This window comes from Pseudomonas sp. RIT411 (genome assembly GCF_003057735.2).
Classification (GTDB): Bacteria; Pseudomonadota; Gammaproteobacteria; order Pseudomonadales; family Pseudomonadaceae; genus Chryseomonas; species Chryseomonas oryzihabitans.
The window spans coordinates 17,509-42,532 of record NZ_QBIZ02000029.1; the positions used below are offsets into that span (position 1 = coordinate 17,509).

Here is a 25,024-nt window from a genome sequence, read left to right on the forward strand (position 1 = left end):
CGAGGACCGCCGCAGGCGCCCGCCGGAGCGGACGCCAAGGCGTCGGGTAGCCGTCAGGTACGGTACTCGGCGTTGATCTTCACATAGTCGTGGGAGAGGTCGGTGGTCCAGATGGTCTCGCTGTGGCTGCCGCGACCCAGCTCGATGCGGATCTCGATCTCGGCCTGGGCCATGACCCGCGCGCCCTGCTCTTCCGTATAGGTGGCCGCGCGACCGCCCTGCTGGCAGATCTGCACGCCACCCAGGAAGACGTCGATCAGGCTGACGTCCAGCTGGGGCACGCCGGCCCGGCCGACGGCGGCGAGGATGCGCCCCCAGTTGGGATCGGAGGCGAACAGCGCGGTCTTGATCAGCGGCGAATGGGCCACGGCGTAGCCGACGTCCAGGCATTCCTGGGCATTGCCACCACCATTGACCTGCACGGTGACGAACTTGGTGGCACCCTCGCCGTCACGCACGATGGCCTGGGCCAGTTCGGCGAATACCGCGAACACCGCCTCGCGCAGCTGCTCGAAGGCCGCGCCGTTGGGCTGGGTGATCTCCGCCATGGCCGCCTGACCGGTGGCCACCAGCATGCAGCAGTCGTTGGTGGAGGTGTCGCCGTCGATGGTGATGCGGTTGAAGGAGCGATTGGCGGCGTCGGCCAGCAGATCCTGCAAGAGACCGCGCGCGACCTTGGCGTCGGTGGCCACGTAGCCGAGCATGGTCGCCATGTTCGGCTTGATCATGCCGGCGCCCTTGCTGATGCCGGTCACGGTGACGGTGGTGCCGTCCACCTGGAACTGGCGGCTGGCGCCCTTGGGCAGGGTATCGGTGGTCATGATGCCGGTGGCGGCGGCGGCCCAGTTGTCCTCGGCCAGGTCGGCCAGGGCGGCCGGCAGCGCGGCTTCGATCTTTTCCACCGGCAGCGGTTCGCCGATCACGCCGGTGGAGAACGGCAGTACCGCCTCCTCGCCGACGCTGGCCAGGGTCGCCAGGGTCTTGGTGGTGCGCTCGGCCGCGGCCAGGCCGGGCTGTCCGGTGCCGGCGTTGGCATTGCCGGTGTTGGTCAACAGGTAACGCACGGGGCCGGCGAAGCGCTGACGAGCAATGATCACCGGGGCCGCGCAGAAGGCGTTCAGGGTAAAGACCCCGGCCACGCTGGAGCCTTCGGCACAGCGCATCACCACCACATCCTTGCGCCCGGGGCGCTTGATGCCGGCAGAGGCGATACCGAGTTCGAAACCGGGAACCGGGTGCAGCGTGGAGAGCGGACCGAGACCGACAGCCATGGGAAAACTCCAGTGAAAGAAAAGGAAACGCCGCGAGCGGAAAACCGGTCGCGGCGTGGAAAGCAGCCTTCCAGCGCCCGCCTCGCCCAGCCGGGGCAAGGGGCGCAAACAGCCTAGCGAGTGGAGTTTACAACCTGTCGGCTGCTATGCCGACAGGTTGCCGTCGCCTCGACTGCCTGGGCAGGCCCTCAATCGAGCTTGCCGTGGCACTGCTTGTACTTCTTGCCGGAACCACAGGGGCACGGCTCGTTGCGACCGATCTTCTGGTCATTGCGCTGGGGCTGCAAGGGCACCACGGTGTCTTCGCCCTGCTCGTCCTCGAGCACCTCGGGATCGACCAGCGAAGGCGCCTCGGCGTGCTGGAACTGCATGCGCTCGGCCATGGCCTCGGCCTCGCGGCGCATGCGCTCCTCTTCCTCGGCCGGATCTTCGCGACGCACCTGGACGTGGGACAGGACGCGGATGGTGTCGCGCTTGATGCTGTCCAGCAGCTCCTGGAACAGGGTGAAGGACTCGCGCTTGTATTCCTGCTTGGGGTTCTTCTGGGCATAACCGCGCAGATGGATACCGTGCCGCAGGTGGTCCATGGTGGTGAGGTGGTCCTTCCAGAGGTCGTCGACCACCCGCAGCAGCATCTGCTTCTCGAAGTTGCGCAGGGCCTCGCGACCGGCGAGGTCCTCCTTTTCCATGTAGGCGGCTTCGAGCTGCTCGAGGATCTTCACCCGCAGGGTGTCCTCGTACAGCTTGTCGTCTTCGTCCAGCCACTGGCCGATGGGCAGTTGCAGGCCGAAGACGCTGTACAGCTCGGCTTCCAGGCCGGGGATGTCCCACTGCTCGGGCAGCGATTGCGGCGGGATGTGCTCGTTGATCACCTGGGTCAGGGTTTCCTCGCGGAAGCCCTTGATGGTGTCGCCGACGTCTTCGTTGGCCAGCAGGGTATCGCGCATGTGATAGATCACCTTGCGCTGCTCGTTGGCCACGTCATCGTATTCCAGCAGCTGCTTGCGGATGTCGAAGTTGCGGCCTTCGACCTTGCGCTGCGCCTTTTCGATGGCGTTGGTGACCATGCGGTGCTCGATGGCCTCGCCGCCCTGCATGCCCAGGGCCTTCATGAAGTTCTTCACCCGGTCGGAGGCGAAGATGCGCATCAGGCTGTCTTCCAGCGACAGGTAGAAGCGGCTGGAACCCGGGTCGCCCTGGCGCCCGGCACGGCCGCGCAGCTGGTTGTCGATCCGGCGGGATTCGTGGCGTTCGGAGGCGATCACGTGCAGGCCGCCGGCGTCAATGACCTGCTTGTGGCGCGCCTGCCAGGCGGCCTTGATCGCGGCGATCTGTTCCTCGGAAGGATTCTCCAGGGCCGCGACTTCCACTTCCCAGTTGCCGCCGAGCAGGATGTCGGTACCGCGACCGGCCATGTTGGTGGCGATGGTCACGGCGCCCGGACGCCCGGCCTGGGCGATGATCTCGGCTTCGCGTTCGTGGTACTTGGCGTTGAGCACCTTGTGCTCGATGCCGGCCTGGGTCAGCAGCTGGTCGACGTACTCGGAGCTCTCGATGGAGGCGGTACCCACCAGCACCGGGCGGCCTTCGGCCTGGCACTGCTTCACGTCCTCGATGATGGCCTGGTACTTCTCGGCCTGGGTCAGGTAGACCAGGTCGTTGAAGTCCTTACGGGCGATCTCGCGGTGGGTCGGGATGACCAGCACGTCGAGGTTGTAGATCTGGCGGAATTCGAAGGCCTCGGTGTCGGCGGTGCCGGTCATGCCACCGAGCTTGTTGTAGAGGCGGAAGTAGTTCTGGAAGGTGGTCGAGGCCAGGGTCTGGCTCTCGGGCTGGATCGGCAGTCCTTCCTTGGCCTCGATGGCCTGGTGCAGACCTTCGGAAAGGCGGCGACCCGGCATGGTCCGGCCGGTGTGCTCGTCGATCAGCAGCACCTGGTCCTGCTGGACGATGTACTCGACGTTGCGATGGAACAGGGTGTGGGCGCGCAGACCGGCGAACACGTGGGTCAGCAGGCCCAGGTTGTGCGCCGAGTAGAGGCTCTCGCCCTCGGCCAGCAGCCCGGCCTCGGTGAGCATCTCCTCGATGTACTGGTGACCCAGCTCGGTGATCTCCACCTGGCGGGTCTTTTCATCGATGGTGTAGTGGCCGACCTGGGTCGGATTGCCTTCCTCTTCCTCGATGTGCTGCTGCAGACGCGGGATCAGCTGGTTGATCTTTTGATAGAGCTCGGAGCTGTCTTCGGCCTGACCGGAGATGATCAGCGGGGTCCGGGCTTCGTCGATGAGGATGGAGTCCACCTCGTCGACCACCGCGAAGTTCAGCTCGCGCTGGTACTTCTCGGCCATGCTGAAGGCCATGTTGTCGCGCAGGTAGTCGAAGCCGAATTCGTTGTTGGTGCCGTAGGTGATGTCCGAGGCGTAGGCGGCGCGTTTCTCTTCCGGCGGCTGGAACGGCAGGATGATGCCCACCGACAGTCCGAGGAATTCGTACAGCGGCCGCATCCAGTTGGCGTCGCGGCGGGCCAGGTAGTCGTTCACCGTGACCACGTGGACGCCCTTGCCGGACAGCGCATTGAGGTAGACCGGCAGGGTACCCACCAGGGTCTTGCCCTCACCGGTGCGCATCTCGGCGATCTTGCCTTCGTGCAGCGCCGCGCCACCGATCAGCTGGACGTCGAAGTGGCGCATGCCCATGACGCGCTTGCCGGCCTCGCGGACCACGGCGAAGGCTTCCGGCATCAGGGCATCGAGGGACTCGCCCTTGGCCACGCGCTGCTTGAATTCCTCGGTCTTGGCGCGCAGTTGCTCGTCGCTCAAGGAGGCAATCTGGGATTCCAACGCATTGGTGGCCACCACGACCTTGCCTAGGCGTTTGACATCTCGTTCGTTCTTGCTTCCAAAGAATTTCTTCAACAAAGGCGCAAACATATCGACTGGAATTCTTCCGCTGGAATGAGGGGAGCGAAACGGGCGGCAAGGCCTCTGCAGAGCCTGGCCAGACGCCTGGGCGCGGGGGTTGAGACCCGCGGTGTCCCGCGATGGTAATCGGGCATTCTACTCGGAAATGCCGATGAGGAAAGAACGACGGGCCCCCAGCCGCCAGGACGCCAGAGCGATCTGTTACCATCGGCGTCTTCTCTTCGCCCATCGCGAGTCCTGCGCATGGCCTTTCGCCCTCTCTCCGCCGTCGCTCCCGCTGCCCTGCTGCGCCAGGCCAAACCGCTCAAGTCGCTGTTTCGCGAAGCCGAGCGACTGGGGCGCCTGCAACAGTTGCTGGAAGAACAGCTGCAACCGGCTGCCCGCCCCCACTGCCGGGTGGCCAGCTGGCGCGAGGGCACCCTGCTGCTGGTGGTCAACGACGCCCACTGGGCGACGCGACTGCGCTACCAGCAGCGCCGTCTGCTCAGACTGCTGCAGCAGGCGCCGGAATTCGCCGGCCTGATGCGCCTGCAATTCAAGATGCAGCCGAGTCCCGGCGTCGCCACCCGGGTCCGACCGGTGCGCCAGGTCAGTCAGGTGGGCGCCGAGAGTCTCAGGGAAGTGGCTGCCGGTATCCGCGACCCAGGGCTCAAGGCGGCCCTGGAACGCCTGGCCAGCCGCGCAGCGCCCAAGGCGCCTGCTGCGGACAGCGACGCCTAGGGCAAGGAGCGCGGTTGGGCGTTAGCTTTTTTTCGGCAGAGGCCTAGGACCAGCCCACCAACAGCCGCCCGGCGATGCCGGCCAGACCGCCCAGACAGGAATAGGCAATCCGTCGCCACCAGCGTCGCGCGCGCGTCTCCCGGTGCGGCAACCAGAGCTCGACCAGCAACGAGCCCGGCATCATCAGGCCACCGGTGGCCAAGGCTTGCCATAGCAGGAGCATGCAGGGAGTCCTCGCTTAGGGATACTTCGTTCCGTGGCCTTATGCCCCGTCCGGCGTTATTAACCTGGTAGCCCTTAACACCGCATTAACGGGGCAGGCACTGCGCTGGGGCGCCGCCTGAAGCCCTTGTCGAAGGCAGCCTGCAGTTGTCCGCCTGGCCGCCCTGAGTATTCCTGCCCGTCCCGGAATACGTTGCTGGATGTCCAGCCCGCCTCAGGCGCGTGCCACCGCCCGCTCGAAGGCGGCGCGGATGCGCTCTTCCGGCAGGTCCATGCCGATCAGCACGACGCGACTCTCGCGCGCCTCGTCCGGCAGCCAGTCGCGCTCCCAGTCGGCGGCATAGATCTGCTGCACGCCCTGGAACAGCAGGCGGCGATCCTCGCCGGCGATGTTGAGCAGCCCCTTGTAGCGCAGCAGGTCGCAGCCGAGGGTATCGAGCAGCATCTCCATCACGCCGCTGATCTTGGCCTGGTCGAAGGGGCGCGGCTCGCGAATGGCGATGGACTGGATGCGCTCGGTGAGGCTGACGGCTTCCGACACCGGGCGCAGCGGGCGAAACAGCGTGGGCGGCGCCAGGTCTTCGTCGTGCAGGTTGAAACCGCGGATGTCCAGCAATTCGGCCAGCTCGATGCGGCCGTGATCGACATGGCGGATGGGCGCACGGCGATTGATGCGCTGCAGGCGATTCTCCAGCGCCTCGACGGCGGCCGGCTCGGCCAGGTCGAGCTTGGTCAGCAGCAGGCGATCGGCGAAACCGATCTGCGCCTGCAGCAGCGGATCGCTCAGTTGCTCGCTGGCGTGGACGGCGTCCACCAGGGTCAGTACCCCGTCGAGCAGATAGCGCTCGCGCAGCAGGTCGTCGGTAAAGAAGGTCTGGGCCACCGGACCGGGATCGGCGAGACCGGTGCATTCCACTACCAGGCGCTCGAAATCCAGTTCGCCGCTGTCCAGCCGCTCCAGCAGCACGGTCAGGGCATAGGCCAGGTCCTTGCTGCCGGTGCAGCAGACGCAGCCGTTGGCGACCTTCATCAGTTGTACGGCGCCAGCGTCTTCCAGCAATTCGCCGTCGACGTCGAGGGCGCTGAATTCGTTTTCGATCACGGCGATCCTGAGGCCGTGCTCGGCCTGCAGGATGTGCTTGAGCAGGGTGGTCTTGCCGGCGCCGAGAAAGCCGGTCAGGACGGTGACGGGGATGGGTTCGTGCATGGCAACTCCAGACAGAAAGAGGCCGGGCTCGAGGCCCGGCCTGGAGGAGACCCTGGGTCAGCAGCAGCGTATGGCGCCGGACTTGCCGCCACCGTAACGCGCTTCCTGGCGCTCGCGGAAGAAGGCTTCGTAGCTCATCACCGGCTGGTCCGGGTGCTTGCCGCGCATGTGCTCGACATAGGTGTCGTAGTCGGGCATGCCCACCAGCATCTTGGCGGCCTGCCCCAGGTACTTACCCATGCGACCCAGGTCATTGAACATAGGGATTCTCCTTTAAACGCCCGCGGCCGGCTGGAACGGGGTCTCGCGATCGCTGCGCTCGGGCTTGGCCAGGGCGGCGCGACCGACCTTGATGGAAAAGAACAGGATGCTCATCACCACCACCAGGAACAGCACCGACAGGGTGGCGTTGGTGTAGGCGTTGAAGACGATGTGCTGCATCTGCTCCATGCTCTTGGCCGGGGCGATCACCTGGCCCTGGGCCATGGCGGTGCTGTACTTCTTGGCCAGGGCCAGGAAGCCGACCGCCGGATTGGAATCGAACAGCTTGATCAGGCTGGCGGTGGTGGTGCAGATCAGCAGCCACACCGCCGGCACCAGGGTCACCCAGACATAGCGCTGGCGCTTCATCTTGATCAGCACCACCGAGCCCAGCATCAGGGCGATACCGGCGAGCATCTGGTTGGAGATGCCGAACAATGGCCAGAGGGTGTTGATGCCGCCCAGCGGATCGACCACGCCCTGGTACAGCAGCCAGCCCCAGAGGGCGACGCAACCGGCGGTGCCGATGACGTTGGCGGTCCAGGAGTCGGTTTTCTTGAGTGCCGGGACAAAGCTGCCCAGCAGGTCCTGCAGCATGAAGCGTCCGGCGCGGGTGCCGGCGTCCACCGCGGTGAGGATGAACAGCGCCTCGAACAGGATGGCGAAGTGGTACCAGAAGGCCATGGTGTTCTCGCCCGGCAGCACGTTGTGCATGATCTGGGCGATGCCCACCGCCAGGGTCGGCGCACCACCGGCACGGGCCAGGATGGTATGCTCGCCGATCTCGGTGGCGGTGGCCTGCAGCATCTCGGGCGTCACCACGAAGCCCCAGGTGCTGATCTTGGCGGCCACCGACACCACGTCGGCGCCGACCACGGCGGCCGGGCTGTTCATGGCGAAGTAGACGCCCGGCTCGATCACCGAGGCGGCGACCATGGCCATGATGGCGACAAAGGACTCCATCAGCATGGCGCCGTAGCCGATGTAGCGGGCATGGGTTTCCTTGGCGATCAGCTTGGGGGTGGTGCCCGAGCTGATCAGGGCATGGAAGCCGGACACCGCGCCGCAGGCGATGGTGATGAACAGGAAGGGGAACAGGGTACCCTTCCACACCGGACCGGTGCCGTCGACGAACTGGGTCAGGGCCGGCATCTTCAGCATCGGCATGGTCACCAGGATGCCGATGGCCAGGGCGATGATGGTGCCGATCTTGAGGAAGGTGGACAGGTAGTCACGCGGGGCCAGCACCAGCCAGACCGGCAGCACGGCGGCGACGAAGCCGTAGCCGATCAGCATCCAGGTGATCTGCACGCCGGTGAAGGTGAAGGCCGGGCCCCAGACCGGATCGGCGGCGACCAGGCCACCCACCCAGATGGAGGCCAGCAGCAGCACCACGCCGATCAGCGAGATCTCGCCGATGCGCCCGGGGCGGATGTATCTCATGTAGACGCCCATGAACATGGCGATCGGCAGGGTGGCGATCACGGTGAACATGCCCCACGGGCTCTCGGCCAGGGCCTTGACCACGATCAGCGCCAGCACCGCGAGGATGATGATCATGATCAGGAAGCAGCCGAACAGGGCGATGGTGCCGGGGATGCGCCCCATCTCCTCGCGCACCATGTCGCCCAGGGAGCGGCCGTTGCGGCGGGTGGAGAGGAACAGGATCATGAAGTCCTGCACCGCGCCGGCAAAGACCACCCCGGCGATCAGCCAGAGGGTGCCGGGCAGATAGCCCATCTGGGCGGCGAGCACCGGGCCTACCAGCGGACCGGCGCCGGCGATGGCGGCGAAGTGGTGGCCGAAGAGGATGTGCTTGTTGGTGGGGACGTAGTCCAGGCCGTCGTTGTTGAGCACGGCGGGCGTGGCTCTTTTGGCGTCCAGGCCCATCACCTTGGTGGCGATGAACAGGCTGTAGTAGCGGTAGGCAACGAGGTAGATCGCCACGGCGGCGACCACGATCCAGAGGGCGTTGATCGCTTCGCCTCGACTCAGCGCCACGGTACCCAGCGCGAAGGCGCCCAGTACGGCAACGGCGAACCAGGCAAGATGGCTGGCCATTCGGGTCATGCTTGTTCTCCTGCCGCGCACCAGTGGCCGCGGCGATACTTGTTATTGTGAGAGCCCACAGCGGAGCCATATTACTATCGGCGGCTCGACGCGACAGCGAAATTCGCAGAACTACCCAAGGCCCGCTACGTAGTTCTACGTAGCCGCCAGCCCGGACAGGTGCCGATGCAGCTCAAATACAAGATGGTCGCCCTCGGACTGCTGCCTTTGCTGCTGGCGGTGGCCGCGGTCTGCCTGGTGGTCCTGGAACAGAGCCAGCGCCTGGGCGAGCAGCAGGCACGGCTGCTCGAACACAGCATCCTCGGCAGCAAGAAGACCGAGTTGCGCAACTATGTGGAGATGGGCGTCAGTGCCATCCAGCCGCTGTACGGTAGCGGTCGCGACGACGAGGAGACCAAGGCCAGGGTACTGGCGCTGCTGGCCAGCCTGAATTTTGGCAGCGACGGCTACTTCTTCGTCTACGACCAGCATGGCCGCAATCTCATGCACCCGCGCCAGCCCGAGCTGGTCGGCCAGGATCTCTGGCAACTCACCGACGGCAACGGCCTGCTGGTGATCCAGGCGCTGCTGCGCAGTGCCAGCCAGGGCGACGGCTTCCAGCGCTATGGCTGGCAGAAGCCCTCCAGCGGCCAGATGGCGGAAAAGCTCGCCTACGTGACCCAGCTGCAGCGCTGGGGCTGGGTGCTGGGCACCGGCCTCTATCTGGACGACGTGGACGCCGCCCTCGCCCAGGTGCGCCACGACGTGGCCGCTGGCATCCGCACCACCCTGCTGGCCAGCGCCGGGGTGGCCCTGGTGGCGGTGCTGCTGGTGTTCGCCGGCGGCCTGACGCTCAACGTCAGCGAGCACCGCCTGGCCGATCGCAAGCTCAAGCAGCTGACCCAGAGACTCATCACCTCCCAGGAAGAGGAAAGATCGCGGCTGTCGCGCGAGTTGCACGACGGCATCAGCCAGCTGCTGGTGTCCATCAAGTTCCAGTTCGAACTGGCCAGCCGCGAACTGGGGACCGGCAAGCCCAGCGCCGGCGAGACCCTGCGCGAAGGCACCCAGCGCCTGGCCGCCGCCATCGGCGAGATCCGCCGCATCTCCCACGACCTGCACCCTTCGCTGCTGGATACCCTTGGCCTGCCCGCGGCGCTCGGCCAGCTGGTGGAGGAATTCCGCCAGCGCAGCGGCCTGGACGTGGACTATCGGCAGACCCTGGACGACAGCACCGCCGGCGGCGACATGGACGTCGCCCTGTTCCGCATCGTCCAGGAGGCCCTGACCAACATCGAGCGCCACGCAGCGGCGCGCAAGGTCGTCATCGACCTGCAGCGGCGCGGGCGCTGGATCTGCCTGACCGTGCACGACGACGGTCGGGGCTTCGATACCGGCCAGGTGGAACATCTCAGCGGCGGCATCGGCCTGCGCAACATCCGCGAGCGGGTGGAGCTGTTCGGCGGTCGCTGCGCCATCCAGTCCGGCCCCGGCGGCACGACCCTGGACGTGGTTCTGCTACGCTCGGACCTCCCGGCCGACGAGGAAAGCCCGACATGACGCCCATCCGCATCCTCCTGGTCGACGACCATGCCCTGGTCCGCGCCGGGGTGCGGGCGCTGCTGGGCACCATCGAGCGCTTCGTCGTGGTCGGCGAGGCCGGCAGTGGTGCGGAAGCCCTCGACCTGCTGGCGCGGCTCGATCCGGACATCCTGCTGGTGGACATCGGCCTCAAGGACATCAACGGCCTGGAGCTGACCGCCCTGATCGCCGAGCGTGCCCCGCGCGCCCGGGTGCTGATCCTGAGCATGTACGACAATCGCGAATACGTGAGCACCTCGTTGCGGGTCGGCGCGGCCGGCTATGTGCTCAAGGATGCGCCGTCCGAGGAGATCATCGCCGCGGTGGAAGCCCTGGCGGTCGGCGGGCGCTTCTACAGCAGCGCCATCGCCGCCCGCCTGGGCGAAGGGGGCACCAGTGACGGCGACCTCACCCCGCGGGAGCGCCAGGTGCTGCTGCTCATGGCCCAGGGCCTCAACAACAAGACCATGGCCCAGCAGCTGGGGCTCAGCGTGCGCACGGTGGAAACCCACCGCCTGAGCATCCGCCGCAAGCTGGACATCCAAAAGCCGGCCGATCTGGTCCGCCATGCGCGCGAGTACGGCTGGCGCCCGGAGGGCACCTCCAACGTCTGACGAATTGGGCCGCTGCTCGCCCCCTGGCGACCAATGAGCCCTCTCGTCCTGGCCCCACCGGCCGCCGCCGGCTACCCTTCCAGGCGCAGTCGATACGGGACGGCCACGGTCGTCTACAGTGATCAGGAAACCTCAGGAAGCCCTTCCATGAACGACACCAACGAGCGTCGCCGCTTTACCCGCTTCACCTTCGATGCCCCTGCCCAGTTGCACCAGGGTGAGCGCCAGTGGGCAGCGCCCGTGGACGACATCTCGCTCAAGGGCGTGCTGCTGGCGCGGCCTGCCGACTGGTCGGCCCAGCCGAGCGCGACCTATCAGCTGCGCATCCTGCTGAACGACGAGGCCCAGGTGAGCATGGACGTGGAGCTGGTTCGGGAAACCGCGGAGCAGCTGGCCTTCGCCTGCCGCCAGATCGATCTGGATTCCATCAGCCACCTGCGCCGCCTGGTGGAGCTGAACCTGGGCGACGAAACCCTGCTGGAACGCGAGTTGGCGGCGCTGGGTACGCCCTAGGTCTTGGGGTCGACGGTACTGGCTAGCGCTCTATCGTCTGTGCCGATTGCGGCTTATCGCGGTCGCGGGGTGCTCCTACAGGTGTAGGCAGACAGCTGATCGCGATCCTGAAGCCGATGGAGATGAACACCTGCACGGATAGCCCCCTCTCCCCTCGGGAGAGGGTTGGGGTAAGGGTGTCCCTCACCGCGAGGGCCCAGTGGAAAAGGCTGCGCCGTTTCCACGCTACTGTTCTGCCTGATCTCTATCGCGGCCATGTTGGTGCGACTTAGCGATCGCTCCTACAGGTACACGGAAAGCGCTGCAGGAGTGGCCCGTGGCCGCGATAGAACAGCCAGGTCACCTCTGCCTACCACCTGAGCGAGGGCGCCTGTCCGAAGCGAAGGGCGAAGTCTTCCGTAGGACCGGGCCTAGAACTCCAGGTGCAGACCCACCACCAGGCGGGCGTCGTGGGTGTCTTCGCCCTCTTCCCGCGCCATGGCGGCGGTGTTGCCGTGGGTGGCGTTCCAGGACACCCCGACATAGGGCGCGACCTCCGGGGTCACCTGGTATCTCAGGCGCAGCCCGGCTTCGCTTTCGGCGAAACCGGCGCCCTGGCCGCGGGACTCGTCGTTGCGACCGTAGAAATTGAGTTCGGTATGGGGCTGGAGAATCAGCCGCTGGGTCAGGGCCCAGTCGTATTCGGCTTCCAGGCGCAGGGCGGTCTGATTGTTTTCGCCGAAGAAGGCGGTGATCTCGATGTCGAGATCCTCGGGATCGTGTTCCTGGATGCCCAGGGCGGCCCAGGTCTGCGGCGAGCCGGGTTTGAAATCCTGGCGGATGCCGGCCACGCTGCCCCAGCCCTTGGCCAGGGCGTGCCCCCAGAGCGCCTGCACCTCGGCCTGCTCGGTGTGGCCGTTGGTGCGCTCGCCCTGGCTGCGAAAATCCAGGCGATTGGCGCCGCCGCCCAGGGCCCAGCCTTCCAGATCCCAGTTGAAGACGCTGCCTTCGTCGGCATGCTGCCACTCCAGCTGATCCACCTCCAGACTGGCCGGCGCGGAGCTGCTGGGATCGGCGGCCTGGACCAGGGCACTGGTAGCGAAGCCGGCAAGGAATACGGAAAGCGGGAGCAGACGAGACATGGCGGGTATCCAGGGTCATGGAAGCGCCTGATAGACCACCCTGCCCCGCCGAGAGTTTTAAAAAATATTACAAAAGCCGCCCAGGGCTATTCGAACAGGGCATCCAGCGCCTGCTCCAGACGCGTCACCGCGACCACCTGCAAGCCGGGTGGCGGGTCCTTGGGCGCATTACCCTTGGGCACGATGGCCCGCTTGAAGCCGTGCTTGGCCGCCTCCTTGAGCCGTTCCTGGCCACTGGGCACCGGGCGGATCTCACCAGACAGGCCGATCTCGCCGAACACCAGCAGGTCGTGCGGCAGGGCGCTGTCCCTCAGGCTGGAGATCACCGCCGACATCAGCGCCAGGTCCACCGCCGTCTCCAGCACCTTGACCCCGCCGACCACGTTGATGAAGACGTCCTGATCGTAGGTGGGAATGCTGCCATGGCGGTGCAGCACCGCCAGCAGCATGGCCAGGCGATTCTGGTCCAGGCCCACGGTGACCCGCCGCGGATTGGCCAGGTGACTGGTGTCCACCAGGGCCTGCACCTCCACCAGCATCGGCCGCGAGCCCTCCCAGGTCGCCATGACCACGCTGCCGGCCACCGCCTCCTGGGCCCGGTTGAGAAAGATCGCCGAAGGGTTGGAGACCTCCTTGAGGCCCTTGTCGGTCATGCCGAACACGCCCAGTTCGTTGACCGCGCCAAAGCGGTTCTTGACCGCTCTCAGCATGCGCAGGCGGCCGTCGGATTCGCCCTCGAAATAGAGCACGGTGTCGACCATGTGCTCCAGCACCCGCGGTCCGGCCAGGGCGCCTTCCTTGGTGACGTGGCCCACCAGGAAGATGGCGGTGCCGGTCTGCTTGGCGAACCGCACCAGCAGCGCTGCGCTCTCGCGTACCTGGGCCACGCCGCCGGGCGCGGACTGCAGCTGCTCGGTGAAGATGGTCTGGATGGAGTCGATCACCATGACCCGCGGCTTTTCCTGGCGGGCGGTGGCGACGATGGACTCGATGCAAGTCTCGGTCATGACCTTGAGCTTGTCTTCCGGCAGGCCCAGGCGGCGGGCACGCATGGCCACCTGCTGCTGGGATTCCTCGCCGGTGACATAGAGCGCCGGCATGCGCGCGGCCAGGTGGCAGAGGGTCTGCAGCAGGATGGTGGACTTGCCGATGCCGGGATCGCCGCCGATCAGCACCACGGAGCCATCCACCAGGCCGCCACCCAGCACCCGGTCGAGTTCGGTGGAATCGGTGGTGAAGCGCGGGGTTTCCTCGACGCTGACCTCGGCCAGGGTCTTGATGGTCGCCTGGGCTCCGGCCCAGCCGGCGCGTCCGGAAGGGACAGCGGAGGTCTCGACGACGGTTTCCACCAGGGTGTTCCAGGCGCCGCACTCACCGCACTGGCCCGCCCACTTGGGAAAGGTGGCGCCGCATTCGGTGCAGCCGTAGAGACGCTTGGCCTTGGCCATGGCGGAATTCTCCAGTCGAGAAGGGAAGACCTCCAGCATAACACGACTGGATGCATAGACAGTAAAAAGGCGCACTCCCGCGGGGGAGCGCGCCTTTTCTCGAACGGCAGGCTTGGGCCTTAGTTGCCCTCGCCACCCGGCTGACGCAGCATGGTCAGGGCCTGGTTGGCCTGCGCGATGCACTTCTTCTCGTCACCGGCTTTCTGGGCAGCCATGGCGTTCTTGCGGAATTCGGCGATCTGCTGGGCCTGGGAACTGCCCGGGCCGATCATGTTGGTCTTCATCTTGCTGGCATCGTCCAGCTTCTGCAGCTGGACCGCGCACAGATCCTTGGCGAATACGGGGGCGGCGGCAAACATCATCAGGGCGATCAGGGCGGTACGCTTCATGGGGACATCCTCGTTGAGAGGGCCAGGTAGGCCGGATAAACCTCGCTCACCCCGCGAAAGTAGCCTGGGGTAACCCATTGACCGCCGGGCACCGCTGGTCGTTCATCGCGCTGTCATCAGGCTCTGCAGGGGGTTCGCCGATCAGCCGCTAGTGCTTGAGCGTCGACACCATTTCCGCCTCGCCACGCAACCAGACGGGCAACGCCTGTTGCCAGCGCTGCTGTTCGAGCAGTTGCAGGTCGGCCAGCAACCGGCTGTATTCGGCGAATTCGAGCTGCACGCGACGGCGCTGGGCTTCCACGGCCGCCTCGGTGATCCACAGGTGCCACTGCTGGTACATCGCCACTTCGTCGGTCATCGGCTCCTCTCCTGGGAGGCCATGATGGCAACGCCAGCGGCTCTTGCCAATCGCGCCAGGCAGGGCTCGACGCTGCCGGTCGAGCCCGGTACGGCTAGGACGGGTATTTCAGCTGCTGAGCGATCTTGTCCTTGAGCAGGACGCGCTCGCGGCGCAGGCGACCCAGTTCCTCGTCGCCACTGGATTCTTCCACTTCCTCCAGATCGAGGATCTGCTGGTCGAGCTTGGCGTAGTCTTCCAGCAGCTTGGCGAAGGCCGCATCGGTCTGCGGACGGCTGTCCAGCTGCTCGGCGTACTCGGGAAAGTCTTTGTGCAGGTCGTGTTTGGCAACCATCAGGGGCTCCTTGGGGACGAGAGGTGGAGGTCGCGAGGGTTGCTGCCCTCGGCGTACAAGGGTGGACCCGGCCCCTTCGACAAAGTGCGACAGCCGCGACCAGTTGCCGATCGCGCGGCGATTTGCCGCTTCCGGGGAACCTGGAGACCGTTAGCAGGGTTCCAAACCCGAGCGAAGCGAGCACAATCGTCTATCGTCTCTTCGAAACCATCCAAAGGAGTGCAGCATGAGCATCATTGCCGAGTTCAAGAAATTCGCCATGAGAGGCAACGTGGTCGACCTCGCGGTCGGCATCATCCTGGGCGCGGCTTTCGGCAAGATCGTGTCGTCCTTCGTGGCCGACATCATCACGCCGCCGCTGGGCCTGTTGCTGGGGGGTGTGGATTTCTCGCAACTGGCGATCACCCTGAGGGCCGCCGTGGGTGACCAGCCAGCCGTGGTCATGTCCTACGGCAAGTTCCTGCAGACCATCTTCGACTTCGTGATCATCGCCTTCGCCATCTTCATGGCGATCAAGGTGCTCAACCGCCTGCGCCTGCACCAGGATGCCGCCCCGGCCGGTCCGACCAAGGACCAGGTGCTGCTGACCGAGATCCGCGACCTGCTGAAGGAGCAGAACAGCAAGGCGACCGAGGCTCCCGTGGTGAAGCAGGAACCGCCGGTCAACCCGCTGTAAGCCTTTCAAAGTCGGCTGCGCGTCGGCCAACCTGCGTTGAAAATGGCTTCGGAATGCTCATTTACCACTTGTAAACTCCGCTTCCTCAGCCATTTTCGCCTTGTTTGACTCTAGCTCGCAGCCTTTGAACAGGCTTACAGAACGCCCGCCTCGCTAGGAGGCGGGCCGCTCCAGGCGGATCCAGCCGATCCGCCGATCCTTGACCGATTCCACGGTCAGCTGCCAGCCCTGGTATTCCAGGCGATCACCGGCCACCGGCAGGCGTCCCAGCAGGTCCACCACCAGGCCGCCGAGGGTCTGGTAGTCCTCGTTTTCGGCGATCTGGAAACCGGTGCGCTGGGCCAGGGGATGCAGGTTCAGGCCGCCGCTGGCGCGATAGCCGTTCTCCACCTTTTCCAGTTCCGGCAGGCTCTCCTCGCTGGCATCCGGCAATTCGCCGGCGATGGCCTCGAGGATGTCGGTCAGGGTCAACAGGCCTTCGAAACCACCGAATTCATTGACCACGAAGGCCACGTGGGTCGAGGCGGCGCGCAGCTGTTCCAGAGCGCCCAGTACCGTGGCCTGGGCCGGCAGGTGGATGGGGGTGCGCACCCGGGCACGCAGATCCGGCGACTGGCCTTGCAGGATGTCGGCGAACAGCTCCTTCTTGTGCACATAGCCCAGGGGTTCGTCGATGTTGCCGTTGACCACCAGCGGCAGGCGCGAGTGGGCCGAGGCCAGCAATTGCTCGCGCAGCCGTTCCGGGGCGGCGTCGGCATCGAGGATGTCGACGTCGGCGCGGGCGGTCATCACCGTGCGCACCGGGCGCTCGCCCAGTTGCAGCACGCCGCTGATCATCAGGCGCTCGCGGCGATCGAAGACCGGGCCTTCGCCCTTCTCGCCTTCCATCAGCTCGGCGATGTCCTCGTCCACCTCGTCTTCGCGCAGGCGACCGCCCAGCAGCCGCAGCACGGCCTGGGAGGTCCGCTCGCGCATGCCGAGCCGCTCGTGCAACTGGCGCTTGCGCTTCCAGCGCACCACCTGGTTGGCCAGCTCGATGAGGATCGAGAAGCCGATGGCGGCATAGAGGTAGCCCTTGGGAATGTGGAAGCCCAGGCCTTCGGCGGTCAGGCTCAGACCGATCATCATCAGGAAGCCCAGGCACAGCATGATCACCGTGGGGTGGGCGTTGACGAAGGCGGTCAGCGGCTTGCTCGCCACCAGCATCAGGCCGATGGAGATGATCACGGCGATCATCATCACGCTCAGGTGCTCGACCATGCCCACGGCGGTGATGACGGCGTCCAGCGAGAACACGGCGTCAAGCACCACGATCTGCGCGACCACCGGCCAGAAGGCCGCGTAGGCGCGATTGCCACCGGTCTTGTGGGTGTGGCCCTCGATGCGTTCGTGCAACTCGGTGGTGGCCTTGAACAGCAGGAAGATACCGCCGAACAGCATGATGAGGTCACGGCCGGAGAAGGCCTTGCCGAAGACCTCGAACAGCGGCTCGGTGAGGGTCACCATCCAGGAGATGCTGGCCAAGAGGCCCAGACGCATGATCAGCGCCAGCGACAGGCCGATCACCCGCGCCTTGTCACGCTGCGCGGGCGGCAGCTTGTCGGCGAGGATGGCGATGAACACCAGGTTGTCGATGCCCAGGACGATTTCCAGGACGATCAGGGTGAGGAGTCCCAACCAGGCGGTGGGATCGGCGATCCATTCCATTAGCGGGATGCCTCCGCGATAGAGGGCCGAACGGCCGCGGAGGAAGAAAGACGGTAGGGGGTGTCAGCCGCACCTGGCCTGGGGGCCGGGGGCGGCTCGGATCTGTCACTGCTCATCGGGACTCGGAAAGTAGCCTTGGAAATTCCGATCCTAGAGCAAGGTGGGGCCAAAGCTAAAGGCCCAACCTTTTCCAATTGTGAAGAAAACGTAAAGACGCCGGTGGTGGCCCCTGTTACCAGTAGTTTTCCACCGCCACCTGCCCGGGTCGGCGACTCAGGGCCAGCTGTAGATCGCGGGTCTTGAGCAGCTGGCGGGTGTCGTCGACCATCTCCGGATTGCCGCAGATGAGGATGCGCGAGTGCTCGGGCGAGAGTTCGACGCCGGCGGCGCGTTCCAGCTCGCCGTTCTCGATCAGGGTGGTGATGCGGCCACGCAGGGCGCCGGGGTGATCCTCGCGGGTAACCACGGGAACATAGACCAGGCGGTCGGTGAGACCTTCGAGGTGCTCCACCTCGCCGTAACCGCGGATGACCTCCTGGTAGGCCAGATCGCGGGCTTCGCGCACGCTGTAGACCAGCACGATGCGCTCGAAGCGCTCCCAGGTATCGGGCTCCTGCAGCATCGACAGGAAGGGCGCGAGGCCCGTGCCGGTGGCCAGCAGCCAGAGATCGCGACCGCCGCCGAAGCGCTCCAGGGTGAGATAGCCATAGGGCTGCTTTTCCACCAGCAGTTCGTCGCCCTCGCGTAGGCGGCTCAGTTCGCTGGTGAAGGCGCCACCCGGCACCACGATGGAAAAGAATTCGAGGAAGTCGTCGTGGGGCGCCGAGACCATGGAGTAGGCCCGCCAGACGATGTCGCCATCGGCCTTGCGCACGCCCAGCCGGGCGAACTGGCCGGCGCGAAAGCGATAGCGCGGATCGCGGGTGGTCCTCAGGCTGAAGAGGTTGTCGCTCCAGGGCCAGACGGCGGTGATCGTCTCGCGGGTGAACTTGTCTTCGGTGGCGGTCATACTGGCCTCTTTTTCCCGATTGCTTGGCGCCATTGTCCCGCAGTGAGCCGCCGATAAACACCGACAGAAACCATGCCTTCTCTCGTCTCGCCCTTCGCCACCCTCGAACTCGACCGTCAGCCCCCGCGCCGCGACGATCCCCTGCAGGCCTTCGACGCCGCCGACGAATACCTGCTGCAGCAGGTCGCCGAGGATGGCCTGGCCCCGTCCGCCCGGGTGTTGGTGCTCAACGACGGCTTCGGCGCCCTGGCCGCCAGTCTCGCCGCTCATGCCCAGGTGACCTCCAGTGGCGACTCGCACCTGGCGGCCCTGGCGCTGGCGGCCAACCTGGCGCGCAACGGCCTCGCCGCCGAGGCGGTAACCTTCGTCCCGGCCAGCGAGGCGATCAGCGGTCCCTTCGATCTGGTGCTGGTGCGGGTGCCCAAGACCCTGGCGTTGCTGGAAGAGCAGCTGATCCGCCTGCACGGCCAGCTGGCGCCGGGTGCCCGGGTGATCGCCGCCGGCATGCTCAAGCACCTGCCCCGCGCCGCCGGCGACCTGCTGGAGCGGCATATCGGCCCGGTGCAGGCTTCGCTGGCGGTAAAGAAGGCGCGGCTGCTCTTCGCCACCCCCGAGGCGCGACCGGCGGTGGCCTCGCCCTACCCGAGTCGCTATCGCCTGGATGCGCCGCCACTGACCCTGGTCAACCATGCCAACGTCTTCTGCCGCGAGGGCCTGGATATCGGCACCCGTGCCTTCCTGCCACACCTGCCCCAGGGCCTGGGCCAGGCCCGGGTGGCCGATCTCGGCTGCGGCAACGGCGTGCTGGCGCTGGCCTGCGCCCTGGCCAATCCGGAGGCGCAATTCACCCTGGTGGACGAGTCCTACATGGCGGTGCAGTCGGCGCGCGAGAACTGGAGCGCGGCCTTCGGCGAGCGACCGGTGGCAATCCGCGCGGCCGATGGCCTGGCCGACCAGGCGCCGCGGTCGCTGGAGCTGATCCTGTGCAATCCGCCCTTTCACCAGCAGCAGGTGGTGGGCGACTTCCTCGCCTGGCGCATGTTCCAGCAGGCGCGGGCGGCGCTGACCGAGAAGGGCGAACTCTGGCTGGTGGGCAATCGCCACCTGGGTTATCACGTCAAGCTCAAGCGGCTGTTCAGGCGTGTCGAACAGATCGCGGCCACGCCGAAATTCGTGGTGCTCAGGGCGGTCCAACCCCTCTGACATCCACCCAGGAGCGAGAGCTGCCCGCGTGCCTTCCCTGCCCCTCGATCTCCACTACATCGCCCTGGTCCTCGAACTGATTGGCATCAGCGCGGCGATCCACGCCATTATCACGGTGCGTACCGCCCAGGGCGCCATGGCCTGGGCCATGGCGCTGGTGTTCATGCCCTTCCTCAGTCTGATCCCCTATCTGGTATTCGGCCGGCGGCGCTTCGACAGCTACGTGAAGGCGCGGCGCCAGGCCGACGAGGAGATGGCGCGCCAGGCCGCCGAACTGGACTGGCGGCCCTGGATCGCCGAGGCCATGGCCGCCCAGCAGTGCAGCGCGGCCAATCGCAAGCTCAAGGCCATGACCGCCCTCACCGGCACGCCCTGCGTTGCCAACAACCAGGTGCGGCTGCTGATCAACGGCGAGGAGACCTTCGCCGCCATCCTCGCGGCCATCCGCGGGGCGCAGAAGGTGGTGCTGGTGCAGTTCTTCATCATCCACGACGACGCCCTCGGCCTGGCCCTGCAGAACACCCTGCTGGACCGCGCCCGCGCCGGAGTCCAGGTCTTTCTGCTGTACGACGCCATCGGCAGCCATGCCCTGCCGCGCGCCTATGTGGAAAAGCTGCGCGAAGCCGGTTGCGAGGTGAAGGGCTTCAGCAACCGTCGCGGGCTGATCAACAGGTTCCAGGTCAACTTCCGCAACCACCGCAAGATCGTCATCGTCGATGGCGAGGTGGGCTTTACCGGCGGGCTCAACGTCGGCGACGAATACATGGGCCTCAAGCCGCCCCTGGCGCCCTGGCGCGACACCCACCTGGAATTACGCGGTCCGGCCCTGGCCACCCTGCAGGAAACCTTTGCCCAGGACTGGTACTGGGTGACCAGAAAGCTGCCCACCCTGCTGCTGCCGGAACGCTACGAAGAGGGGGGCGTGCTCTGCCAGGTGGTGCCCAGCGGGCCGGCGGACGATCAGGAGACCTGCTCGCTGTTCTTTGTCGAGGCCATCCACTCGGCGCGCCACCGCGTCTGGATCACCACGCCCTACTTCATCCCTGACGAAGCCGTTTCGGCGGCCCTGCGCCTGGCCGCCCTGCGCGGGGTGGACGTGCGCATCCTGCTGCCCTCGCGACCCGACCACAAGGTGGTCTATGCCGCCTCCTACCTCTATGCCTTCGAAGCGGTGCATGCCGGGGTGCGGGTGTTCCGCTACGGCCCGGGCTTCCTGCACCAGAAGGTGGTGCTGATCGACGAGGACGTGGCCGCGGTGGGCAGCGCCAACCTGGACAACCGTTCCTTCCGCCTCAACTTCGAGGTCATGGTGATGGTGATGGACGTCCCCTTCGCCTGGGAGGTGCGCAAGATGCTGGAGCAGGACTTCAGTCGCTCCCGCGAACTCACCCCCGAGGACAATGCCGCCCTGCGCCGCTGGCGACGGGTGGCCATGCGGGTGGCCCGGGTGTTTTCGCCGGTGCTCTAGGGCCTGGAACCCGCTCGGCGGCGGCCTGGTCCGATGCCCCATGGCGCCTCACCCGGAGCGCCCCGCGCATCCCGGAGTCGCCATGTCGCGCCCCTCGCCCCTGCGTTGCGCCGGTCTGCTGGCGGGCTGTCTGGCCCTGGAGGCCACCGCCGCGCCGCGCAGCGTGCCGTCCATCGAAAGCGAAGACGCCGCCCTGGGCAGCGTGGAGGTCAGCGAAAACTCCGGGCGCTTCCATCCGCAACTGGGCATGGACGTGCGCAACGGCGACTTTTCCCGCGGCAACTACGATGACGACGCGGCCAGCCTCGACCGCGTCCCCTTGCACCTGCAGGCGGGCTTCGCCCTGGATCTGCACCAGGGAAGCGACGGCAATGCCGATGCCTGGCTGGTGTTCAGCAGCAGCAACGGCCTGCACAGCCCCTCCAGCGAGGAACGGGTCAGCCCGCGGCGCTGGTACGAGAGCAACAACCTGCTGGGCCTGGTGGTGTCACCGGCCGAGGGCCTGAGGGTCGGCTTCGTCTACACGGTCAAGAGTAGTCCCAACGACGTTGCCGCGACCACTCAGGAAGCCAGCCTGACCCTGGCCTACCAGGCCGAGTCGGGCCTGGGCGCCTGGCGTCCGGGACTGGCGGTGACCACCCGCACCCAGGGCGACAGCGGTATCTATACCCAGGGCAGCCTGGAACCCGGACTGGACATCTCGGCCAGTGGCCTGCGCCTGAGTTTCCCCAGTGCCCTGGGGGTGGGGTGGAACGGCTTCTATGGACCGGATTCCGGCGATCGCCTCTATGCCCGCACCGGGCTGGCGCTGGAGCAGCCCTTTCGCTGGGGCGAGACGCGCTGGAGCGCTCGCGCCGAAGCCCTGGCGCTCTATCGAGACGGCGCGCTGCGCGAGTTGAGCGGTCCGGAGGGCGAGACCGACGGCGTGGTGCCCCAGGTGACCCTCAGCCTGTCCATGGCCTACTAGCCGAGCGGCGCCACGCCCAGCCCTTCCACCAGGGTCTCTAGAGAACGCAGGCCGGCCACCGAGTTGCCGTAGCTGTCCAGCCGGGGCGACCAGACGCAGATGCTCATCTGTCCCGGCACGATGGCGACGATGCCGCCCCCTACCCCGCTCTTGCCCGGCAGGCCGACGCGCCAGGCGAAGTCGCCGGCCGCATCGTAGAGGCCGCAGGTCAGCAGCAGCGCATTGAGCTGGCGGGTCTGCTGGGGCGTCACCACGGCCTGGCCATCCTGGGGATTGATGCCGCCGTTGGCGAGAAAGGCGAAGGCGCGAGCCACGTCGACGCAGCTCATGGCCAGGGCGCAGCCGTGGAAATAGACGTCGAGGACGTCATCGACCTCGCTGTGCAGATTGCCGTAGGCCTTCATCAGATAGGCCAGAGCGGCGTTGCGCGCCTTGTGGTCCATCTCCGAGCGGGCCACGCGGTCGTCGAAGTTGAGCGTCGGATTGCCGGCCAGACGGCGCGCCTGTTCGCGCATCATCCAGTGGATCGACATGATGCGCGACACCAGCAATTCGCAGACCTGCACGGCGCCGGCGTTGATGAAGGGATTGCGCGGCACGCCTTTCTCTTCTTCCAGCTGGGCCATGGAATTGAAGGCATGGCCGGAAGGCTCGCGGCCGACGCGGGTCCAGATATCCGCCTCGTCCAGGCGCTGCATGGCGATCACCAGGTTGAGCACCTTGGAAATGGACTGGATGGAAAAGGCGGTGTCGGCCGCCCCGGCGCGCCAGACCTGGCCCTTGACGTCGCAGACGGCGATGCCGAACTGATCCGGCGCCACCTCGGCCAAGGCCGGGATGTAGTCGGCCACCTCGCCTTCGCCGAAATGGCGCGGCGCGGCGGCGGCGATACGGTCGAGCAGGGGTTGCAGCGATTGGCGGTCGAAGGGCTCTGCCATGACGATTCCGAAACGGGCGGGGGCGCCAAGTGTAGGGGCCACGGCGGCCTCAGGCGAGCCCCAGGCGCGGCGGCAATGGCAGGCGGATCTCGAATCGAGCGCCACCCTGAGCACCGGCGCTCAGGTCCAGCCGGCCACCCTGGTTGTCCACCGCGCGCCGGCTGATGGCCAGGCCCAGGCCGAAGCCGCCGGTGGCGCGGTCACGACTGCGATCCAGGCGATAGAAGGGTTCGAAGACCCGCTCGCGCTCCGCCGCGGGAATCCCCTCGCCGTCATCCTCGACGGCGATCAGCAACGCGTCGCCGTCGTCACGGACCGCTACCCAGACCTCGCGCTGGCAATAACGCAGGGCGTTGCCGACGAGATTCTGCAGGGCGCGGGCGGTGAGGCGTGGCGCCAGTTCGGCCAGCCTGGGCGCCTGCGTCAGGTCCAGGTGCATCACGACGCCGCGGCGCTCCTGCTCTTCGGCGAAGTCGGCCAGCACGCTGTCGAGAAAGGCTTCGAGTTCCAGGCTCAGGCGTTCGGGCGGCTGCTGGCTGCTCTGCAGGCGGGCAAAGGACAGTAATTCGTCAACCAGGGCATCCAGTTCGCGGACGTGGCGCACCAGTTGCTCCAGCTGGCGGTGGGTCTCGGCGGGCAGCGGATCGGCCTGCAACAGCGCCAGGCCGAATTCCAGGCGTGACAGCGGCGTGCGCAATTCATGGGAGACGGCGTTGAGCAGGTCGCGCTGCTGGACGATCAGCGCCTCCAGTTCCTGGGCCATGTCATCGAAGGCCCGCGCCACCTCGCCGATGTCCGAGCGCGGCGAGATGGCCGTGCGCTCGCCCAGATGGCCCTTGCCCAGGCGCGCCGCGGTACGCCGCAGCCGCTCCAGGTCGCGCCAGTGCGGTCGCAGCCAGACATAGAGGCAAACCAGCAGGGCCGCGCCGATCAGGGCGTTCATGGCCCAGTAGGTCAGGGCGATGTCGGTGGGCGCCTCGGGGATGCCGACCCAGAGCACCTGATCCGTCGGCAGCGGCACCAGGGCCGCGCTGGGTTCGCCATAGTCGCCCAGGCGTACCCGTCGCTGGCCGGCGGCCAGATCGGCGCGCTCCTCCGGGGTGAGGGCCGGATCCTCAAGCGGGACCAGACGCAGGCTGATGGGCGCCAGCTCCGCGGCCAACTCCTCCTGCAGGGCTGGCCAGCGCGCCGGCGGCGCCTGGTTGAAGGTGCGCTGCACCAGGCTGAGCGGGCCGTGCAGTTGCTCGAGGGTGTAGCGACTGTAGCGCTCGTAGAACACCTGCAGCAGCGCCTCGGGCACCAGGTAGCTGGCGGCGCCATAGGTCACCAGCAGGATGAGGTAGAGGCGGACGAGGATCTTGAGCATCTATTCCCACTCGGCGCGGGAAAGGAGATAGCCCTTGCCCCAGACGGTCTTGATCCGCCGGGCGTCGCCGGGGTGCTCTTCGAAGCGCCGGCGCAGCTTGGAGATGGCCACGTCCACCGAGCGGTCGACGCCGTTGAATTCGATGCCGCGCAGTTGCTGGATCAGTTGGTCGCGGCTGAGCACCTCGCCGGCATGGCGCATGAGGATCGCCAGCAGGTTGAATTCGGTAGATGACAGCTCCACCAGCTGGTCGCGCCACCAGACCTGGCGTTCACCCGGCAGCAGCCGCAGCTGGCCGATCGTCAGGCGGTCATCGGCGGGCGCCTCACCCAGCTGGCAGCGGCGCAGCAGGGTGCGGATACGTGCCAGCAGCACCCGCGGTTCGCAGGGCTTGCTGACGTAGTCGTCGGCGCCGATCTCCAGGCCCAGCACCTGGTCGTGGCTGTCGTCCAGGGCGGTGAGCATCAGGATCGGCAGGCCTGGCTGGGCGGCGCGCAGCTGACGGCAGACCTGCAGGCCGTCCAGCCCCGGCAGCATGACGTCGAGCACCACCAGGTGCGGGCGCAGGCGCTGCACCGCGGCCAGGGCTTCGTCGCCGCGACCGATCACCGTCACGGCATAGCCCTGACGGCCCAGGTAGGTGGCGATGAGCTCGGCCAGGGCGGTGTCGTCTTCGACGAT

Annotated in this window: 24 protein-coding genes; 8 read left to right on the top strand and 16 right to left on the bottom strand. The window is 66.7% G+C overall.

Annotated elements, in window-relative coordinates:
* Positions 1 to 53: 53 nt before the first annotated feature.
* Positions 54 to 1,271, bottom strand: coding sequence for a bifunctional glutamate N-acetyltransferase/amino-acid acetyltransferase ArgJ (gene argJ / locus DBY63_RS23810; protein WP_027598472.1), 1,218 nt, complete (start codon positions 1,269 to 1,271; stop codon positions 54 to 56).
* 188 nt (positions 1,272 to 1,459) lie between these two features.
* Complete coding sequence (gene secA / locus DBY63_RS23815; protein WP_027598471.1) at positions 1,460 to 4,201, bottom strand: preprotein translocase subunit SecA; 2,742 nt, start codon at positions 4,199 to 4,201, stop codon at positions 1,460 to 1,462.
* Positions 4,202 to 4,435: 234 nt separating this feature from the next.
* Here secA and DBY63_RS23820 point away from each other — a divergent pair, with 234 nt between their 5' ends.
* A complete protein-coding gene (locus tag DBY63_RS23820) occupies positions 4,436 to 4,912 on the top strand; it encodes a DciA family protein (protein ID WP_108582981.1) in 477 nt (158 codons plus the stop codon).
* Between the two features lie 43 nt (positions 4,913 to 4,955).
* Here DBY63_RS23820 and DBY63_RS23825 read toward each other — a convergent pair whose 3' ends face one another.
* The 4 genes from DBY63_RS23825 to DBY63_RS23840 form a co-directional block, all read right to left on the bottom strand.
* Positions 4,956 to 5,135, bottom strand: a complete 180-nt coding sequence (locus DBY63_RS23825) for a hypothetical protein (protein WP_108582980.1) — start codon at positions 5,133 to 5,135, stop codon at positions 4,956 to 4,958.
* Between the two features lie 213 nt (positions 5,136 to 5,348).
* Entirely contained in the window at positions 5,349 to 6,341 is a 993-nt protein-coding gene (yjiA, locus tag DBY63_RS23830; RefSeq protein ID WP_108582979.1) for a GTPase, read from the bottom strand.
* 57 nt (positions 6,342 to 6,398) lie between these two features.
* Positions 6,399 to 6,602: a YbdD/YjiX family protein gene (locus tag DBY63_RS23835; RefSeq protein WP_007162682.1), complete on the bottom strand. Its 204-nt coding sequence runs from the start codon at positions 6,600 to 6,602 to the stop codon at positions 6,399 to 6,401.
* A 12-nt stretch (positions 6,603 to 6,614) separates the two neighbouring features.
* Entirely contained in the window at positions 6,615 to 8,672 is a 2,058-nt protein-coding gene (locus DBY63_RS23840) for a carbon starvation CstA family protein (protein ID WP_108582978.1), read from the bottom strand.
* A 165-nt stretch (positions 8,673 to 8,837) separates the two neighbouring features.
* Here DBY63_RS23840 and DBY63_RS23845 point away from each other — a divergent pair, with 165 nt between their 5' ends.
* From DBY63_RS23845 to DBY63_RS23855, 3 genes are all read left to right on the top strand, one after another.
* Positions 8,838 to 10,211, top strand: a complete 1,374-nt coding sequence (locus DBY63_RS23845) for a cache domain-containing protein (RefSeq protein WP_042136754.1) — start codon at positions 8,838 to 8,840, stop codon at positions 10,209 to 10,211.
* Entirely contained in the window at positions 10,208 to 10,846 is a 639-nt protein-coding gene (locus DBY63_RS23850; RefSeq protein ID WP_027602973.1) for a response regulator transcription factor, read from the top strand. The genes DBY63_RS23845 and DBY63_RS23850 overlap by 4 nt, the downstream gene beginning before the upstream one ends.
* 147 nt (positions 10,847 to 10,993) lie before the next feature.
* Entirely contained in the window at positions 10,994 to 11,359 is a 366-nt protein-coding gene (locus DBY63_RS23855) for a PilZ domain-containing protein (RefSeq protein WP_027598465.1), read from the top strand.
* Between the two features lie 410 nt (positions 11,360 to 11,769).
* Here the strand turns inward: DBY63_RS23855 and DBY63_RS23860 are convergent, their stop codons facing one another.
* The 5 genes from DBY63_RS23860 to DBY63_RS23880 form a co-directional block, all read right to left on the bottom strand.
* Positions 11,770 to 12,480 carry a copper resistance protein B gene (locus DBY63_RS23860; protein ID WP_027602972.1) on the bottom strand — a complete coding sequence of 237 codons (711 nt, stop codon included), beginning with the start codon at positions 12,478 to 12,480 and terminating at the stop codon, positions 11,770 to 11,772.
* Between the two features lie 86 nt (positions 12,481 to 12,566).
* Positions 12,567 to 13,928, bottom strand: a complete 1,362-nt coding sequence (gene radA / locus DBY63_RS23865) for a DNA repair protein RadA (RefSeq protein ID WP_108582977.1) — start codon at positions 13,926 to 13,928, stop codon at positions 12,567 to 12,569.
* Positions 13,929 to 14,047: 119 nt separating this feature from the next.
* On the bottom strand, positions 14,048 to 14,317 hold the full coding sequence (locus DBY63_RS23870; protein WP_007162689.1) for a hypothetical protein: 270 nt from the start codon (positions 14,315 to 14,317) through the stop codon (positions 14,048 to 14,050).
* 148 nt (positions 14,318 to 14,465) lie between these two features.
* Positions 14,466 to 14,675, bottom strand: a complete 210-nt coding sequence (locus DBY63_RS23875) for a hypothetical protein (protein ID WP_007162690.1) — start codon at positions 14,673 to 14,675, stop codon at positions 14,466 to 14,468.
* A 94-nt stretch (positions 14,676 to 14,769) separates the two neighbouring features.
* Positions 14,770 to 15,009, bottom strand: a complete 240-nt coding sequence (locus DBY63_RS23880) for a DUF465 domain-containing protein (RefSeq protein ID WP_007162691.1) — start codon at positions 15,007 to 15,009, stop codon at positions 14,770 to 14,772.
* A 226-nt stretch (positions 15,010 to 15,235) separates the two neighbouring features.
* Here DBY63_RS23880 and mscL point away from each other — a divergent pair, with 226 nt between their 5' ends.
* On the top strand, positions 15,236 to 15,685 hold the full coding sequence (gene mscL, locus DBY63_RS23885) for a large-conductance mechanosensitive channel protein MscL (protein WP_108582976.1): 450 nt from the start codon (positions 15,236 to 15,238) through the stop codon (positions 15,683 to 15,685).
* Positions 15,686 to 15,838: 153 nt separating this feature from the next.
* On the opposite strand, the gene DBY63_RS23890 is transcribed toward mscL, so the two are convergent.
* Together DBY63_RS23890 and DBY63_RS23895 are read right to left on the bottom strand one after the other, a co-directional pair.
* Positions 15,839 to 17,392, bottom strand: a complete 1,554-nt coding sequence (locus DBY63_RS23890) for a TerC family protein (RefSeq protein WP_027598462.1) — start codon at positions 17,390 to 17,392, stop codon at positions 15,839 to 15,841.
* A gap of 232 nt (positions 17,393 to 17,624) precedes the next feature.
* Complete coding sequence (locus tag DBY63_RS23895; RefSeq protein ID WP_027598461.1) at positions 17,625 to 18,401, bottom strand: ferredoxin--NADP reductase; 777 nt, start codon at positions 18,399 to 18,401, stop codon at positions 17,625 to 17,627.
* A 72-nt stretch (positions 18,402 to 18,473) separates the two neighbouring features.
* On the opposite strand from DBY63_RS23895, the gene DBY63_RS23900 reads away from it, so the two are divergent.
* The 3 genes from DBY63_RS23900 to DBY63_RS23910 all read left to right on the top strand — a co-directional run bounded on the left by DBY63_RS23900 (position 18,474) and on the right by DBY63_RS23910 (position 22,039).
* The gene (locus DBY63_RS23900) at positions 18,474 to 19,604 is read left to right on the top strand and encodes a class I SAM-dependent methyltransferase (RefSeq protein ID WP_108582975.1); all 1,131 of its coding nucleotides are present in this window, start codon (positions 18,474 to 18,476) and stop codon (positions 19,602 to 19,604) included.
* A 28-nt stretch (positions 19,605 to 19,632) separates the two neighbouring features.
* Positions 19,633 to 21,072: a cardiolipin synthase gene (gene cls, locus DBY63_RS23905; protein WP_007162696.1), complete on the top strand. Its 1,440-nt coding sequence runs from the start codon at positions 19,633 to 19,635 to the stop codon at positions 21,070 to 21,072.
* 82 nt (positions 21,073 to 21,154) lie between these two features.
* Positions 21,155 to 22,039, top strand: a complete 885-nt coding sequence (locus tag DBY63_RS23910) for a hypothetical protein (protein WP_108582974.1) — start codon at positions 21,155 to 21,157, stop codon at positions 22,037 to 22,039.
* Here the strand turns inward: DBY63_RS23910 and glsB are convergent.
* From glsB to DBY63_RS23925, 3 genes are all read right to left on the bottom strand, one after another.
* Entirely contained in the window at positions 22,036 to 22,977 is a 942-nt protein-coding gene (glsB, locus tag DBY63_RS23915; RefSeq protein WP_077171000.1) for a glutaminase B, read from the bottom strand. The two genes, DBY63_RS23910 and glsB, sit on opposite strands and share 4 nt — an antisense overlap.
* A 49-nt stretch (positions 22,978 to 23,026) precedes the next feature.
* Positions 23,027 to 24,343 (bottom strand): ATP-binding protein, encoded by a 1,317-nt coding sequence (locus tag DBY63_RS23920; protein WP_108582973.1) that lies wholly within the window; start codon positions 24,341 to 24,343, stop codon positions 23,027 to 23,029.
* Positions 24,344 to 25,024, bottom strand: a 681-nt coding sequence (locus DBY63_RS23925; protein WP_256594523.1) for a response regulator transcription factor, incomplete at its 5' end; no start/stop codon positions are given. It lies immediately after the preceding gene.